Origin of the sequence: Flavobacterium adhaerens, from assembly GCF_040045115.1 — a bacterium.
GTDB lineage: Bacteria > Bacteroidota > Bacteroidia > Flavobacteriales > Flavobacteriaceae > Flavobacterium > Flavobacterium adhaerens.
In genome coordinates, this window is the sequence record NZ_JBDLZX010000017.1 from 21710 (window position 1) to 39249 (window position 17540).

The 17540-nt window shown below is 33.8% G+C and carries 9 protein-coding genes; 5 read left to right on the forward strand and 4 right to left on the reverse strand.

Features of this window, described 5'->3' with window-relative positions; all coding sequences use genetic code 11:
• Positions 1–73: 73 nt before the first annotated feature.
• A complete protein-coding gene (locus ABEB18_RS16645) occupies positions 74–2254 on the forward strand; it encodes a carboxy terminal-processing peptidase (protein ID WP_348800470.1) in 2181 nt (726 codons plus the stop codon).
• Between the two features lie 212 nt (positions 2255–2466).
• On the opposite strand, the gene ABEB18_RS16650 is transcribed toward ABEB18_RS16645, so the two are convergent.
• The 4 genes from ABEB18_RS16650 to ABEB18_RS16665 all read right to left on the reverse strand — a co-directional run bounded on the left by ABEB18_RS16650 (position 2467) and on the right by ABEB18_RS16665 (position 11187).
• A complete protein-coding gene (locus ABEB18_RS16650; protein ID WP_348800471.1) occupies positions 2467–5355 on the reverse strand; it encodes an alpha-amylase family glycosyl hydrolase in 2889 nt (962 codons plus the stop codon).
• 75 nt (positions 5356–5430) lie between these two features.
• Entirely contained in the window at positions 5431–6543 is a 1113-nt protein-coding gene (locus ABEB18_RS16655; RefSeq protein WP_348800472.1) for a SusE domain-containing protein, read from the reverse strand.
• Between the two features lie 25 nt (positions 6544–6568).
• Positions 6569–8176 carry a RagB/SusD family nutrient uptake outer membrane protein gene (locus ABEB18_RS16660; protein ID WP_348800473.1) on the reverse strand — a complete coding sequence of 536 codons (1608 nt, stop codon included), beginning with the start codon at positions 8174–8176 and terminating at the stop codon, positions 6569–6571.
• Between the two features lie 35 nt (positions 8177–8211).
• Positions 8212–11187, reverse strand: a complete 2976-nt coding sequence (locus ABEB18_RS16665; protein ID WP_348800474.1) for a SusC/RagA family TonB-linked outer membrane protein — start codon at positions 11185–11187, stop codon at positions 8212–8214.
• 243 nt (positions 11188–11430) lie between these two features.
• Here ABEB18_RS16665 and ABEB18_RS16670 point away from each other — a divergent pair, with 243 nt between their 5' ends.
• The 4 genes from ABEB18_RS16670 (at position 11431) to ABEB18_RS16685 (ending at position 17473) form a co-directional block, all read left to right on the forward strand.
• Positions 11431–12453, forward strand: a complete 1023-nt coding sequence (locus ABEB18_RS16670; protein ID WP_348800475.1) for a LacI family DNA-binding transcriptional regulator — start codon at positions 11431–11433, stop codon at positions 12451–12453.
• Between the two features lie 633 nt (positions 12454–13086).
• Complete coding sequence (locus tag ABEB18_RS16675; RefSeq protein WP_348800476.1) at positions 13087–14412, forward strand: MFS transporter; 1326 nt, start codon at positions 13087–13089, stop codon at positions 14410–14412.
• A 22-nt stretch (positions 14413–14434) separates the two neighbouring features.
• Positions 14435–15094 (forward strand): beta-phosphoglucomutase, encoded by a 660-nt coding sequence (gene pgmB, locus ABEB18_RS16680; RefSeq protein WP_348800477.1) that lies wholly within the window; start codon positions 14435–14437, stop codon positions 15092–15094.
• A gap of 84 nt (positions 15095–15178) precedes the next feature.
• Positions 15179–17473 (forward strand): glycoside hydrolase family 65 protein, encoded by a 2295-nt coding sequence (locus ABEB18_RS16685; protein ID WP_348800478.1) that lies wholly within the window; start codon positions 15179–15181, stop codon positions 17471–17473.
• Positions 17474–17540 lie beyond the last annotated feature (67 nt).

The following is a 17540-nucleotide window of genomic DNA, read 5'->3' on the forward strand; positions in this document are numbered from 1 at the left end:
CTTTAACAAAAAATTATATAGCACTTTAAGGGGGTGGCATAGTTTTTAATGTAACTTAGTTTAAAAAATTTTGATGAATTCTATTATAGTCTTTATGAAGCGAAATTATAAAATACTCATTGCAGTGGTATTTCTTTCAGCCACTTTGTTTGCTTTTAAAATAAATTCAAAAAAGGCAATTGATCCAGAGAGGGACAAATTATTGTTGGAATTGTTAACATTCGTAATTGAGAAAGGGCACTATAACCCAGCTGTGGTCGATGATGAATTTTCTAAAGGAGTTTATAAAGATTATATCACTGCTTTAGACCCTTCTAAGCGTTTTTTCTTGCAATCAGATATCAATGAGTTTTCTAAATTCGAGTTAGAGCTTGACGATCAATTATTGAATAAGGATTTGACCTTTTTTAATTTGACTTATGACCGCTTGATGTTGAGAATGGAGGAAAGTAAAAAAGTGTTTAAAACTATTTTGAGTAAGCCATTTAACTACAATCTAGAAGAAACTTTTAATGTAGATTACGATAAAACTCCTTATGCTAAAAACAGTACAGAGTTAAAAGAAAAATGGAGAAAACAAATTAAATTATCGACTCTTTCATCTTTTACAGATAAGAAAAAAATAGAAGAGGATAAGAAAGAAAAAGATCCAAAATATGTGATGAAAACCGATGCTGAGTTGGATGTTGAAACTAGAGAAAGTTCTTTGAATTCTTTAAATGAATCTTTTGGATTCATGAACGAACTAAAGAGAGACGACTGGTTCACGTTATTCATCAATTCGATAATGTCACGCTTTGATCCACACACAACTTATTTTGCTCCTGAAGAGAAAGAAAGATTTGATGTTAGTATGAGTGGAAAGCTTGAAGGTATTGGGGCGAGATTACAAAAAAAGAACGACTATACTGAAATTTCAGAATTGATTTCTGGAGGACCAGCTTGGAGAGGAAAAAAATTAGAGGCGGGCGATTTAGTGATGAAAGTAGCTCAAGGTAATGGTACTCCTGTTGATGTTGTAGGAATGCGTTTGGACGATGTTGTAAAAAAAATCAAAGGACCAAAAGGTTCAGAAGTTCGTTTGACTGTTAAAAAAGTTGACGGAACCATTCAGGTTATTTCTATCATTAGGGATATTGTTGAAATAGAGGAAACCTATGCAAAATCAAGTGTTGTTGAGAAAAACGGGTTGAAATATGGAGTAATCTATTTGCCTAAATTCTATATTGATTTCGAAAACAAAGATGGTAGAGATGCTGGTAAAGACATCGCATTGGAGGTTGAAAGATTGAAAAAAGAAGGTGTTAATGGAATTGTACTCGATGTTAGAGATGACGGGGGAGGATCATTATCTACCGTTGTAAACATTGCGGGATTATTTATTGAGCAAGGTCCAATTGTACAAATAAAATCAGCAGGCAAGAAAAAGGAAATCTTGTACGATACTGATAAAAAAGTAGAATGGAATGGTCCCTTAGTTATCATGGTCAATGAATTTTCAGCTTCGGCTTCAGAGATTTTGGCAGCTGCAATTCAAGATTACAAGAGAGGAATTATCATCGGAAGCAAGCAAACTTACGGTAAAGGAACTGTACAAAATGTAATTGATTTGAATCAATTTGTGCGTAACAGCTCGGCTGGCGATTTAGGGGCACTAAAAACTACGACTCAAAAATTCTATAGAATTAACGGAGGATCCACTCAATTAGAAGGGGTTAGTAGTGATGTTGTTATGCCAGATCGTTATGCTTATTTAAAAATGGGTGAGCGTGATGAAGAAAATGCTATGCAATGGGACAAAATTGATGCAGCTCCTTATACAGTTTGGAATAACAATGAAAAATTTGCTCAAGCAATTATTAATAGTAAAAATAGAATTGCAAGTAATGTTCAATTTCAGTTAATCGAAGAGAATGCAAAGTGGATTGATAGCAGAAGCAAAGAAAACACTTATAGTTTAAATATTGATAAATTTAAGGTGGCGCAAAAACAAATCGAGGAAACAGCCAAGAAATTTAAGCCAATTCTTGACTATAAAAACAATTTGAAATTTACATCATTACCTTATGAATTGGAAGTTTTTAGTAAAGATCCAATTTTAAAAGAAAAAAGAGATGCATGGCACGAAAGCTTATCAAAAGATATTTATGTAGAAGAAGCTTTAAATATTTTGGATGATTTGCAATCTAAATCAATTGTGAAAAATAAAAGCAATATACAAAGTGATAAAAAAGGGAAGTTGGTCAAATCATAATTCCTGACTTTAGAATATGTAACGGGGTTCTCTTTAGGAGAGCCTCTTTTTTTTGAGTCAATTTTCTTAAGGAATGATATAATGTAGTTTTTTTGATTGTATCGGACTTGATGTTAGAATGTTTTTGGAATGTTTTTGGACAATTAAAACTCAAAAAAAAAGCTATCAAAACTTAATTTGATAGCTGATTTACAACTAACTAAAAAAAATATTTATTGTTTAATGAGTTTAATGACACTTGTTTGTTGATCTTCATTGTATATTTTTATGAAATACAAACCGCTACTTAAATCACTTATATTGTATTGATACTCTTTTTGATGAGACTTGTCGAAAGTTTTTACCAATTGACCTGTTAAGGAATAGATTTGTATTTTACTAGTTTCGACATTCAATGTAAAGTAGTTTGAAACCGGGTTTGGTAATAATAAAATACTTTGAGAAGTTTCATAATCGTTGGTTGCCAAGTTGGTCATTTTATTTCCTAAAACTCTAAATTCACCAGGTTGTAAATTGATAGTTGCATTGACATTGGTTACTGTGAGGGTTGAATTATCCATCAAATTGTACCATGTCCCAGTATAAGGGAAACCGGTAGCAACATCTTTTGCAACTAAGTCAAGATTTGCAATGATAAGAATATCTTTTAGATCACTACTGGATAACGCACTATTGGTTATCTTGATATTTGGAGTTAGAGTTGTGGTGCTAGGAACAGTAGCAGTACCAGAAAATACAGGTTCACTTGTTTTTAAAGCGATCATTTTTGACCAATTATTGTAAATGGTATTTCTAGAATTATTTGCAAGCCAATCTTCTATCCATTGAGGTTGAGGTTTGGTAGATAATTTACAATCACCTGCTATTGTTGCCGAATTATCGTTTACGGTATTGTCTGTACAAGTATATATAGAGTCATCCATTCCTAATTCTCCAAAATGCCATATCATTTTTGGGCCAGGAATTAACAATGAAATCGCCCCAATAGCTGACATTCTGGATAATGCAGTATTTAATGTTTTTACATTATAAGTGCCACTAGTATTCCCAGATTTAAGATTTTTGTACATAAGGCGTTCTTCGTCGTGGCTTTCGGCATAGCCTATAACCCTGTTGCCTAGAAAACCAGAATGATTCGGACCATACATTCTCGAAATATCGTTGCTAGAATTAAATCCCATTGATAATTGATTGTAATTGTCGGTCATTTTTCCCCACATCATAACTCCTTTGCTAGGGGTTTCTGCAAATCTGTAATTGGCCCATTCTTTCTCTTCTAGATCACTACCTAAATGTTCAAAGATTGTATAATGTGTTGGGTCTAGTGACCAAGAATAATCTGCATATTCTTTTAAGATATCTACTCGGTCTTGTTGGTATCCATTGGTACAACTTTCGTTTGCAGCGGTACAGTTTTGTGTAAAACCTTTGGTCAAATCCCAACGGAAACCATCAATTTTGTATTCTTCAATCCAATGTTTTACAACCCTTTTGACATAATTTTTGGTAAGAGCTGAAGTGTGATTAAAATCTTCACCCACGCTATAACTATGTTTTGCTACAGTGTTAAAATAAGGATTCTCGGTTGTTGGAGAACCAAAACCATCTCCGTCAGGATCACTCATCCACATACGAACCATAGGGTTTCTGCCAAAGGCATGGTTAAGCGCTATGTCTAAAATAACTGCGATTCCGTTTTGATGACACAAATCAATAAATTCTTTTAGTTTATCGGATGTACCGTAAAATTTATCCAACGCCATGTGAAAAGAAGTGTTGTAGCCCCAACTTTCATTACCTTCAAATTCCATTATTGGCATTAATTCGATGGCATTAATTTTTAAATTTTTAAAATAATCAATGCGATCAATTAAATTTTGGAAGTTTCGATTGGCATCAAAATCTCTAATTAATACTTCATAAACTACCAGTTTGTCTTTTTCGGGTTTAACAAAGTTGGTCGTGGCCGAACTCCAAGTATAAGGTGTTTGTCCTGTTTGTAATACGGTTACTTCTTTGTCTTGACCACTAGGGTAGGTAGGCATGTTAGGGTAGGTGCTAGCAGGGATCCCAGAATCATCATATGGAGAAAGCACTAATGTAGAATATGGATCGGCAGTTTTGACCAATGCCGGAGAGTTGGTAATTGGGGTAGATTCTCCAACCCAATATTGGTAGGTATAATTTGTACCCGAAACTAGTCCAGTAAGTTCCAACCAAAATTTTGTAGAACCTGTAGTAGCATCTTTTTTCATGGCATATGCAGATCCAGGTTGCCAATTATTGAAACTTCCTGCGACATACACAAAATCTTTTAAGGGTGCATTTAAAACCAGAGTAGCTTTTGTTGGGTCTGAAGAGTTGTAATTAATCCCTTCAACCAATCCAGCAGGAATTGTTTCGCTAACGGTGGTCGGGTTAACCACTACAGAAAATTTTTTGGTAATGATAGTAGTTCCTTGGGTTACTTCTAACTCATAATTTTGATTTGCAGTAATATTAGAATGAATATAACTATAACTCGAAGCACTTGCATTTGTATTAATACTAACACCATTTGATTTTAAATTATAACTCGCTATTCCATTAGTGTTAGTAGCACTTATAGTTAGACTCCCTCCAGAATTGATTATGGTTGTACTGTTTTGTAAAGGCGATGTTAGATTTACCTGAAAAGCCCCAACTTCGATTAATATATCTTGTGATTTTTTGTCGCCAGTTCCGTCTTTGGCTTTTACTAAGAAACCAATTTTTCCAATACCTGTTGTATTATAGTAAGTTGCGGGAGTAATTGTTTTGGTGTAGGTATCAGTTCCAGCATTATAGGTGAACTTACTTGCTTCGTTTGAAGCTGTCCATGTACCATTCGAAGGGTTTCCTTTTTGGGTAGTATCATCAATATCAAAAGCCCAAGCCCACATGTAAAGTGCATTTCCTGTTACCCCCCATGTTGCTTCATTAATACTATTGCCATTAATTGTAATAGTGATAGCGTTTGTTTCTTCAAAAGTTGCTGGACTTATGGAGTACGTAACGGTTTGTTGTTGTGCAAATGATAATGCCGACAACAGAACGGAAAACAATAGTAGAGTTTTTTTCATGATAATCAATATAAAGTTCGTGAAATGAAAAAAAGGGCTATCTTTAGGATAGCCCTTTTTGAAATGAAATCAGTATTAATCTTGGTTAGGAATCATTAAATAGCTTCCGTCTAAATCATTGAAATAAATTAAATATTTAGATTTTGCAACTGGAATATTTGGGCTTCCTCCCGCTGTAGAACCCATTCCTGAGAAAGGTGTTGTAGCTCCCCAAGCAACATCCCAAGCGTCATTCGCTCTAAATTTAAGCTCGCCCTCTACTAATGGAGTTACTCCTAATGTCCAGATATGTTCGTTAAAAGTTGATTGTACCATTGGAGTTGATGAATCCCAAGATCCTGCTGTACTACTTCCGATAATACCAACTGTTGCATAAGTAGCTGCAGTTGAAGCATCATAAGGTGCCAAAGTATAGGTTAAAGTTGATACATTCATTTTGAATGAATAATAACCATCAGCAGGAATTACGAAACTCGCAGGATCAGGATCAGCTTCTGTGCCTCTGTAAACTAAAGTACCATTTGCACCACCATACATTGGAGCCCAATTTCCTAAATTTTTGATTGCTTTGAAAGCTCCTGCTTTAAAATAACCTGTAAAAGTATATTCATTGGCATCAGTTCCGCTTCTGAATAAAATTTGATTTCCTTTATTATTATCCCATCCAGCAACTGTTGCATCACCAACTAAATACCATTCTACAAAATCGTAATCAACTCTTCCAGAATAAGGCGTAATTGTAATGGTAATTGGAGTTTCGGATATCATCGGAACACCGCCAGAAACACTAGATTCAACTTTAACATCAAACTGAGTAGCAACATCTGTAGGTGCTCCAAGATCAATTGCTGCTTGATTTAATTCTTTTACCAATACTTCAGCTTGAGTCACATTGTTAGTTGTAGTTGTAATGGTTTTTGCATTAGTAAAATCTCCATCTTTTAAGTCAATTAAAAGCTTATATTCAACAGCTACATTTTCAGAATACTCTCCAGCAGACCATACAAATCTATCAGCAACACTATTACCATTATCTTCATCAAGTACAAATTGTTTTCCTGATTCTGGAGCAATCATTTCTGGTGTTGTAATAGTTTCAATTACTGGTCTATCTTCTACGTCGTCGGCATTACAAGAAATTGCAAGTACGCTAACAAATGCGATTAAAATTTTATATATGTTTTTCATTTTATTATTTTTTGTTGGTTAGTTTTTAGTATCCTAGATTTTGTTTCAATGTTGGATTTGCCTGGATTATTCTAGCAGGAATAGGCATAAGATCTCTGAATGAAGGTGTCGATGAACCATTCATAGTGCCACCTTTCCACTGCCAAATTTTAGAGCTTCCTGTAAATTTTCCAAAACGAATCAAATCGGTTCTTCTGTGACATTCCCAGAACAATTCTCTTCCTCTTTCATCTAAGATAAAATCAAGTGTAAGTTGTCCAGAAGTAACTGATGCTGCATTGGCTCTTGTACGAAGTTGATTTATATAACCTACTGCTGTTTCTAAATTTGCAGATGAAGCTCCTCTCACGGCTGCTTCTGCGTACATTAAATATACATCTGACAATCTGTACATAGGAAAATCTGTATCAGGAATGTCAATTCGTTGAGCTGGAGAACCATCGGCTTTTTTATTGATATATTTTGTTACTGCATACCCGTTGGTAAAAGTTCCAACATTAGCGATATCTAAAGTTTGTCCGTCAGTATAAAAAGTTCCTCTTTCATCTGCTGTTGCTGTTTCGTCTGGAAACAAGGCTACAAACTCTTTGCGAGTTCTAATTCCTTGCCATCCACCATCCATACCTCTAGAAGAAGCATCCATGCTACCTCCAATAGAAGCATGTAAGATAAAGCTCATTCCTCCCCCTGTTGCTCTAATAGCATTTCCATCACTAATGATTGGAAAAATAAATTCAGACTGTGCACCGTTCGTGTCATTATCAGCAGAAAACAAATAACTATAAGGAACATTTGCAAAAGTATATCCTGAATTATTAATGATATCAGCACATAAAGTTCCTGCTTCATTAAACATTTCGTTTCCAGTATATACTTTAGCATTTAAATAAATTTGAGCTAATAAAAATTTAGCAGCAGTTTTATCAACTCTTCCGTATTCATTTGTTTTAGAATCCGCTAAACTATTATCTAAATCTTTTAGTTCTGATTCAACAAAAGCAAAAACTTCAGTTCTTGTTTTTTGCTCAGGATAAAAGAATCCTACTGGATCATTTTCTGTAGTAATTGGTACATTTCCGAACAAATCCATTAAGTTAACATACGAAAAAGCTCTTAGAAAACGAGCCTCAGCTCTAAAAGTTGCTATCTCCGCTTTCAAATTAGCATCGACACCTCTGGCATTTAGCTTATCTTCAGTAGTTTGTCTTAAAAACTCATTAGCAACACTAATTTCATAGAATGCTCTTGAATAAGTTCCTGCTAAAAATTCATTTGCAGGAGACCAAGTTTGAGAATTCATTGTAGGCAAGGTTCCATCAGCCCAAGCAATAATCGCTTCGTCTGTAGTAAACTCTTGGGTTACGAAAAGTAAACGCAAATAACTACTAAAGTCTCCTCCGATTCCTGCAATATCTGGTTGTCCATCACCATCATTACCTCCTACGTACAAACCAGCATATAATTTTGCCAAAACTTGTTTATACGATGTTGGATCTTGGAAAAAATCTTCCGATAAAAATTCATCATCATCGGTCGGAGTAACATCCAAGTCGCTCGTGCATGAAGTAAGCGCCATATTTAATCCTAAAATCATTAGGAATAAATAAGATATATATTTAAATGATATTTTCATTTTGTGTTTTTTTAAAATTTGTTTTCAATATTTTACTAGAAACTTGCATTTACTCCAAACAAGAAAGTTCTAGCTCTTGGATACACATTATTATCAATTCCGTTGAATCTCTCAGGATCTAAACCATTGTATTTGGTTAGCACAAAAACATTTTGTACGCCAGCAGAAAATCGTAATGAAGTCGTTTTTAGTAAAGCTTTATCTAAAGTATATCCTAGCGTAATATTATCAAGTTTGATATAAGAAGCATCTTTGATATAATAATTAGACAAATAGCGGGAAGTTCCGTTATCCTCATATCTAAAACCTGTATTTAAGTAGTCTGCACTAACATTAGACAAATCTGTATTTCGTCTTAAAGCTGCATCCGAATATCCTAAATTAGAACTTACGTTATCAAAAATGTAGTTACCTAAACTAGCTCTCCAGTTCATTGTAAAATCAAACTTTTTGTAGTTTAAAGTAGAGAATAAACCAAATAGATAATCTGGAGCTGGTTTATGGAATCTGTAACGATCAGCTGGATCTATTTTACCATCTCCATTTCTATCTACATAAGCACCTGCAATAGGTTTTTTATTGGCATCATATAATTGCTCATATACCAAGAATGATCTTGGAGCATAACCCACGGAGTTAACCTGAATTTGATTTCCGGATCCACCAGCAATATTATCACCTGTTAAATAACCTTGAAAACCAGGAACTGTAATTCCTAAATCATCAATTTTTTGATCAATATAAGACGTGTTAAATGTCATATTCCAAGTCAAATTATCATTTTTGATAATATCTGACTGAATATTAAACTCGATCCCTTTTGTTCTTACACTACCAATATTGTATGTACCTTGATTTCTAATATTAGCTCCATCTGGCACAGCAACATCAGCTAATAAATCACTAGATTTTTTGTCAAAATAATTTACAGTTCCTGTAATTCTGTCATTAAAAAATCCAAAATCAACACCTACATTCATCTCAGCCAACTCTTCCCATTTGATATTTTCGTTATATCCTTCTGGTCTTGCAGTTGAATAAATTTGACCACCAAAAATGTATTGTGTATTGATTGTACCTAGAGTTATTCTTTTTAAATAATCGTAGGCTCCTGAAATATCTTGTTGTCCTGTTGTACCGTAACCAAACCTTAGTTTAAGGCTTGATAATGTTTCGTTATCTTGTAAGAATGCTTCTTCAGCTACGTTCCAAGCCAAAGCTACTCCCCCGAAATTACCCCATCTGTATTTTTCAGAAAAACGAGAACTACCGTCTCTTCTATAATTTAGAGTTACTAAATATCGGCTATCATATCCTAAATTAACACGTCCGAAATAAGACTGCAAATTAATATCTGGTCTTGTATTAACATCCTCATTAGGATTTGGTTGTCTTAATTCGCCAGATTGATAACTTTCTCTTTGAAATAGTTGGTAGTTATAACCTGCTGTTGCGTCAATTTTGAATTTATCAATATCTTTTGTGTAATTTAAATACGTATTTAAGTTCTTATTCTGAAGCATATCAGTGTATTTAGAATAATTTCCAAAATTCTGATAATCAGGGCCATTGAATGGATTTGGTTGATAACCCAAAATACTTTCAGTACTTACAGTTGTATTTCCATCGCTATCGAATCTGTCGATTCCCGCTTCAACAACTGCTCTTAAATCTTCAAAGAAATGCAATTTGTAATCTAATCTAATATTTCCCCATTTTCTTGTAGAAGTTGCTTTACGCACATCTTGGTTTAATCTTGCAACTGGATTTCTTGCAGGCAATAATGGTACATTACCATTAGAATCTAACCATTCAAAATAACCTCCATAACGAGAACCTTCTTCATAAACTGGTTGTGTAGGATCAAATCCGATAGCGCTACCAATTGCAGCTCCTTCGTCTTGAAATCTATTTTTACCAAAAGATAAATTTCCGTTAATATCTATTTTTAAGTGATTATCAAATAAAACTGGGTTTATCGATAAGGATGTTGTAGTTCTCTCAAAAGAAGTATTTCTTAAAATACCTGGGTTATTAACATTACCAACAGATAATCGTACTGGCAACTTATCAAACAAAGCACCGTTTACCGAAATATTATTGTTAGTTGTCAAAACGGTATGAAAAATTTCGTCTTGCCAATCAGTATTTGCTGTTCCCATCAAAGCTTTTTGAGTATCATTACCTCTTTCATTAACTAAGGCTCTGAATTGGTCTGCACTCAAAACATCTACAGTATTGGCAACAGTGTTTATCCCTACTTGTGAGCTAAAATTTACTTTTACCGCTCCTTTTGAACCTTTTTTAGTAGTAATAACAATTACTCCACTCGCAGCACGAGAACCATAAATCGCAGCAGCCGAAGCATCTTTTAATACTGTAAATGACTCAATATCGTTAGGGTCTATAGTAGATAAAATACTTGTAGCTCCATTAGGAACGTCATTAGTCAAAGGAAGTCCATCTAAAACAATTAATGGTTCATTAGAGGCACTTAAAGAAGATCCTCCACGAATTCTAATATCGGCTTTTGCACCAGGAGCACCTCCGCCCACAACATTTACACCGGCAATACGACCGCTAATTAATGTTTCAGGCGTTACGTTGATTCCTTTATTAAATTCTTTTGCTGAAATTTGAGATACAGATCCCGTAGCATCTTTTTTCTTAACAGTTCCGTACCCTACTTGTACTACAACCTCTTTTAACTGACTTGCATCTTCTTGAAGACGTACTGTCAGTGATTTTTGAGCTCCAACTGTTATTGATCTTGTTTGATACCCCATGTAGGATACATTCAAGACATCTGTTGGTTTTACATTAGATAATTGAAATTTACCATCAAAATCTGTTGAAACACCTGTGGTGGTTCCTTCTATCTTGATATTTACTCCCGGGATAGGCTGACCTGATGTATTGTCAACCACAGTTCCTTCTACTTTGTTCTGGGCAATGGCACAAAACGGAAGTAGGAGCAATAAAAAGAACAACTTTTTGTAAATTGTTTTCATACTTTTTGTTTAAATTAATTGTTTTTTGGTTAAGTTTTGTTTAAGATTTTATTACTTCGAATTTCAAAATTATGAATTAATTAACACGCTCGACAAAATCAAAAATTTACAGGCTTACGAAAACGTGATAGTGTTGAAAACTTTGCTTTTTTTATTCATTTTTATCTGAATATTTATAATAAATAAAAAATTATGTTATCTTTATTATGAAATGAATAACTAAGTAAAGTTTGCATCATTGCCATGAAAAAGAAAATTACCTTAAAACAAATTGCCAAAGAATTAGATGTTTCTATCTCAACTGTCTCAAAATCACTTAGAAATAGTCCCGAAATTGGCGAGGAAACAAGACTGAAAGTTCAGGCATTTGCCAAATTCTATCATTATACGCCCAACAACATTGCCTTAAGTTTAAAAAACAAAAAAACGAAGACAATTGGAATTATAATTCCTGAAATTGTACATCACTTTTTCTCAACAGTTATCAACGGAATTGAACAAGTTGCTAACGAAAAAGGATATAGTGTAGTTATTTGCTTATCTGATGATTCTTTTGATAAGGAAGTTCTTAATATGGAACTTTTAGCCAATGGTAGCATTGATGGTTTTATTATGTCATTATCAAAAGAAACTCAGTATAAAGGAGATTTTCATCATATTACCGAAGTTATCAATCAAGGTATGCCTGTTGTTATGTTTGATCGTGTTACCAATGAAGTACTTTGCGACAAAGTAATTATTGACGACAAGCAAGCCGCTTATGAGGCAGTTCAAAGTTTGATAGACAAAGGCCGAAGAAAAATTGCTCTTGTAACAACAGTAGATTATGTAAGTGTTGGTAAATTAAGAACCGACGGTTATGTAAAAGCATTATTGGATAACAATCTTCCTTTTGATGAAAAGCTGATTATAAAGATTGAAGACATTGATACCTGTGAAATAATTATCGGTAAGCTATTAGAAGAAGAAGCCATCGATGCTGTTTTTGCAGTAAATGAAATTTTTGCCGTTACTTGTATTAAAACAGCCAATAAAATTGGGCTGAATGTTCCCAAAGATCTTGCTGTTATAGCTTTTACAGATGGAATGATCTCCAAATATTCTACACCTACAATTACAACAGTTAGTCAAAGTGGTGTGAAAATGGGAAATAGAGCAGCCAAAATAATTATTGATCGTCTGGAATCCGAAGATGATAATGAAGAAGAAAATTACACAACAGAAGTCATCGAAACCTTTTTGGTAGAAAGAGAATCTACCAATTAATTTTTTACTGAAAAGAGTTTACCTCAAATGCGCAGATTTTATTCTTAAAATAATCTGCGCATTTATTGTTTACAGACATTTCAAATGCTTTTGGTTTTTTGCTAATTACTAATTATAAAATTATTTTACCAAAAAGTAGGTAAATTATTAATTACTACAACCTTGTAGTAGAAAAAAATGATGTTTTTGGATTTTTATTAAAAAAAATCCAAAAAGTATTTTATACATTTACCAAACGTTTATAGCTTTTCTATTACTTCGAAAAAAATAAGATGAGTATTTTATAACGATTATTTCCGTGTTATTTTTTCTTAACACGAATGCATTATTTAGATAAAAATCCTTAAATCGTGTCGTGATTTGATGGAATTTTGCATGTATCGTTATTAATTATTTAAGAAAACTCCCTGTTCTGGGTGTTTTTGTTGATTATTTCATAATTGTTTATCAAGTTGAATTTTATTGCTACCTGAGATTTAAAAGTGATCCAAGTAAATGGTCATTTTTGAATCGTACTAAGTGTATGGAAATGTCCGTATGGTAAAAAAATCAATTTTCAATTTTATGATTAATCAGTAGGCCAAAAGAACAATGGATAAACAGTTTATCAAATAAATATCTAATTTTTTAATAATGGGAAAACCAAATTTAAGTTTTTGGCAAATTTGGAATTTAAGTTTTGGATTTTTAGGAGTTCAAATCGGATATTCTTTGCAAGGTGGTAATACAAGTAGAATATTAGAAGCATTAGGAGCAAACGTTGAGAATATAGGTTATTTTTGGTTGGCAGCACCTTTGGCTGGTTTAATTGTGCAGCCTATTATTGGACTTTCAAGCGATAAGACTTGGACTAAATTAGGCCGCCGTATTCCTTTTATCCTCTTTGGTGCGATAGCATCGGCATTGGCAATGTTTTTTATGCCAAATGCAGAGTATTTTACTTATTTATTGCCTCCCTTGGCTTTTGGAGCTGTAATGTTACTGCTGATGGATACTTCGTTTAATGTTACTATGCAGCCTTTTAGAACACTTGTTGGAGATATGGTAAATGATGAACAGAAAAATTTAGGATTTTCACTTCAAAGTGCGTTAATCAACTTTGGATCTGTTTTCGGGTCATTAATGCCTTGGATTTTAGTAAAAATAGGATTGTCTAATGTTCCAGCAGCTGGTGAAAAAGTAGGCGAATCTGTAATATGGTCTTTCTATATTGGAGGAGCAATATTATTGGGAACGGTTCTTTGGACTGTTTTTAGAACCAAAGAGTATGGGCCAAAAGAGCATGCAGAATATAATACGATTGATTTAAGTACTGTCGAAAATAAAAAAAGCGAAAGTGTTTTCAAGCTAATTGGGAATGCGCCAAAAATCTTTTGGCAGCTTGGTATTGTTCAGTTTTTCTCTTGGTTTTCATTGTTTTTGATTTGGGTTTACACAACAAGAGCTATTGCCAATCAAGTTTGGGGACCAACTGCTCTGGATGCTAAGTCAATTGGATTTAATGAAGCTGGTGATTGGACAGGTGTAATGTTTGCTTTCTATAGTGGAGTAGCTGCACTGTTCTCTCTTCTAATTCCTTCTATAGCGAAATCATTCGGGAGAAAAAAAGTGTATAGTTTTTCACTTTTGTTAGGTGGAATAGGTTTGATTTCTATGTTTTTTGTACATGATAAAAACGTGCTATTATTATGTATGATTGGAGTTGGTTTAGCATGGGCAGTGATTTTGGCTATGCCATATGCAATTCTTTCTGGAGTATTGCCTCCAGATAAAATGGGAATATATATGGGATTATTTAATGCAACAATAACGGTACCTCAAATTGCTGCGGGTATTTTAGGAAGTACAATTTTAGTTTTTTTTGGAGGAAATCCGATTGCAATTATTGTCGTAGCTGGAATTTCATGGATTATAGCTGGTTCAGCAGTATTTTTTGTTAAAGACAAAGTGCAAAAATAAAATAAAAATAATAAGCAGAATAATGAAAAAGAGAAAAGCATTCATATTCGATCTAGATGGTGTAATCGTTGACACTGCCAAATATCATTTCTTAGCTTGGAAAAAAATCGCCAATGATTTAGGAATTGATTTCACATTAGAACATAATGAATTATTAAAAGGAGTGAGCCGAGTTCGTTCTCTGGATATCATTTTAGAATTAGGAAATGTTCAAGCTTCTCAGGAAGATAAAGACAAATGGTTGATTCAAAAAAACGAAGATTATTTATCGTATTTGGTAAACATGGACGAAAGTGAGATTCTTCCAGGGGTTATGCCAGTTTTGACTTATTTGAAAGAGCATAACCAACCAATTGCTTTAGGATCTGCTAGTAAAAACGCAAGACCAATTCTTGAAAAAACTGGAATACTTTCTTTTTTTGATGCCATCGTTGATGGGAACGATGTTGTAAATGCAAAACCTGATCCAGAAGTTTTTCTTCATGCTGCTCGTTTGCTGAATGTAGCCAACGAAGATTCAATTGTTTTTGAAGATTCTGTTGCCGGAATTCAAGCAGCTAATAAAGCCAGAATGATTAGTATTGGTATTGGTCATGAAGAAACTTTGTACGAAGCACTATACAATTTCAAAGATTTTACTCAAATGAGTCCAACTTTTTTGGAACTTTTAATAAAAAAATAACCAACAAAATATAAGGTTGCAGAGAGTGAAACAAAGAGGTGTTTTATTCTTTGATTTCAAATCTTATCCTTAAATTAAAATAAAATGAATCAAGATTATATTAAACCAGACAATTGGTCAATCATCGAAGAAGGATTTGACAAAGAACAAGTAAAATCTTCCGAAAGTTTATTTAGCATTGGTAATGGTGCTATGGGACAAAGAGCCAATTTTGAAGAAAATTATTCAGGCGAAACTTTTCAAGGGAGTTATATTGCAGGAATTTATTATCCAGACAAAACCAAAGTGGGTTGGTGGAAAAATGGGTATCCAAAATATTTTGCCAAGGTATTAAATGCTCCAAATTGGATTGGGATCAATATCGAAATTAATGGCGAAGATCTTGATTTGAATACTTGTGCTGCAGTAAAAAGCTACCGAAGAGAGTTGAATATGAAAGAAGGTTGGTACAATCGTTCTTTTGAGGCTACTCTAAAAAACGGAACAGAAATAGCAGTTAATGTTCGTCGTTTTTTATCTCTTGATTTAGATGAGGTTGGAGTAATCAACTATGAAATTACACCTTTAAACAAGGATGCCAAAATCGTTTACAAGCCTTATATCGATGCTGGTGTTACCAATGAAGATGCTAATTGGGAAGAAAAATTCTGGGAACCTTTGGATGTTAAAAAATCTGGTAACGAGGCTTTTGTAACTGCTCAAACTTTCAAGACACATTTTAAGGTAACTACTTTTATGCAAAACACCATTTTTGCAAAAGGCGAAAAACAAAAATTATCCCCAACTTCTATCGATACACAAGCAGATAAAATTCTTTTTTACTACGATGTGATTGTAGCTCAAGGAGAAAAATCTGGAATCCAGAAGATAGGAGGTTACACAGTTTCTTTAAATCATACCGATACGGTTTCGGCAGCCGAAAATGTGATTCAAAAAGCTTTGGCAAAAGGATACGATCAATTATTGCAAGATCAGATAGATGCTTGGGCAAAGATTTGGGAAATGTCGGATATAACCATAGAAGGAGATGTAAAAGCCCAACAAGGTATTCGTTTTAATATTTTTCAATTGAATCAAACGTATTCAGGAAAAGATTCTCGTTTAAATATTGGACCAAAAGGATTCACTGGAGAGAAATACGGTGGTTCTACTTATTGGGATACCGAGGCTTACTGTATTCCTTTTTATATGGCAACTAAAGATCAGCAAGTTGCTCGTAACCTACTGACGTATCGTTACAATCAATTAGACAAAGCGATAGAAAATGCCAAAGATAATTTAGGTTTCAAGGACGGAGCTGCTTTGTACCCAATGGTTACTATGAATGGTGAGGAATGTCATAATGAGTGGGAAATCACACATGAGGAAATTCATAGAAATGGAGCAATAGCTTTTGCTATTTACAATTACCATCGTTTTACTGGAGACTACTCGTATATTCCAGAGAAAGGGTTAGAAGTATTAATTGGAATTGCTCGTTTTTGGCATCAAAGAGCTTCGTTTTCGAGCGTTAAAAATCAGTATGTTATTCTGGGTGTAACTGGACCAAATGAATACGAAAATAACATCAACAATAATTTTTATACCAATTATATTGCCAAATGGTGTATCGATTATGCAACAGAGCAAATCAAAAAAGTTTCGGTCGAGTTTCCTTCAGACTACAAACGAATTATCGAGAAAGTAAATCTTTCGGATGTAGAATTGCAGCAATGGAGTAAAGTGGCAGACAATATGTATTTTCCAAGAGATGAAGAAAGAGGTATTTACTTGCAACAAGACGGTTTCTTAGACAAAGAATTGGTAAGAGTAAAAGATTTAGATCGTTCTCAAAGACCAATTAATCAAAAATGGTCTTGGGACAGAGTTTTACGTTCGCCTTATATCAAACAGGCAGATGTTTTGCAATGTTTTTATTTCTTTGAAGATCATTTTTCTAAGGATGAATTGGAGCGTAATTTTGATTTCTACGAATCTTTCACGGTACATGAAAGTTCTCTTTCTCCATGCGTTCACTCAATTCAAGCTGCTCTATTAGATAAAATGGATATGGCTTATGCTTTCTACTTGAGAACTTCGCGTTTGGATCTAGATGATTATAACAAAGAAGTCGAAGAAGGATGTCATATTACCTCTATGGCAGGTACTTGGATGAGTATTGTAGAAGGTTTTGGCGGAATGAGGGTCAAAAATGATGCTCTTCATTTCTCACCAAAAATCCCTAAAGAATGGGAAGGGTATTCTTTTAAAATCAACTTCAGACACCAAATTCTGAAAATTACTGTGAATCATCAAGAAACCAAATTCACTTTAGAGGGGAATCAAGAGCTGACAGTTTATGTAAACGGTTCACCAATTTTGGTTAAGCCTAATCATTAAAATTAAATTATTCTTTCAAATAGTCCTAACAGGTTTATAAAATCTGTTAGGTATTCTTTTGAGATTA

Bases quoted from the DNA above. Each gene is read 5' to 3' on its own strand.
- ABEB18_RS16645 (WP_348800470.1), top strand. From the start codon at position 74: ATGAATTCTATTATAGTCTTTATGAAGCGAAATTATAAAATACTCATT.
- ABEB18_RS16660 (WP_348800473.1), bottom strand. From the start codon at position 8,176: ATGAAAATATCATTTAAATATATATCTTATTTATTCCTAATGATTTTA.
- ABEB18_RS16655 (WP_348800472.1), bottom strand. From the start codon at position 6,543: ATGAAAAACATATATAAAATTTTAATCGCATTTGTTAGCGTACTTGCA.
- pgmB (WP_348800477.1), top strand. From the start codon at position 14,435: ATGAAAAAGAGAAAAGCATTCATATTCGATCTAGATGGTGTAATCGTT.
- ABEB18_RS16685 (WP_348800478.1), top strand. From the start codon at position 15,179: ATGAATCAAGATTATATTAAACCAGACAATTGGTCAATCATCGAAGAA.
- ABEB18_RS16665 (WP_348800474.1), bottom strand. From the start codon at position 11,187: ATGAAAACAATTTACAAAAAGTTGTTCTTTTTATTGCTCCTACTTCCG.
- ABEB18_RS16675 (WP_348800476.1), top strand. From the start codon at position 13,087: ATGGGAAAACCAAATTTAAGTTTTTGGCAAATTTGGAATTTAAGTTTT.
- ABEB18_RS16670 (WP_348800475.1), top strand. From the start codon at position 11,431: ATGAAAAAGAAAATTACCTTAAAACAAATTGCCAAAGAATTAGATGTT.
- ABEB18_RS16650 (WP_348800471.1), bottom strand. From the start codon at position 5,355: ATGAAAAAAACTCTACTATTGTTTTCCGTTCTGTTGTCGGCATTATCA.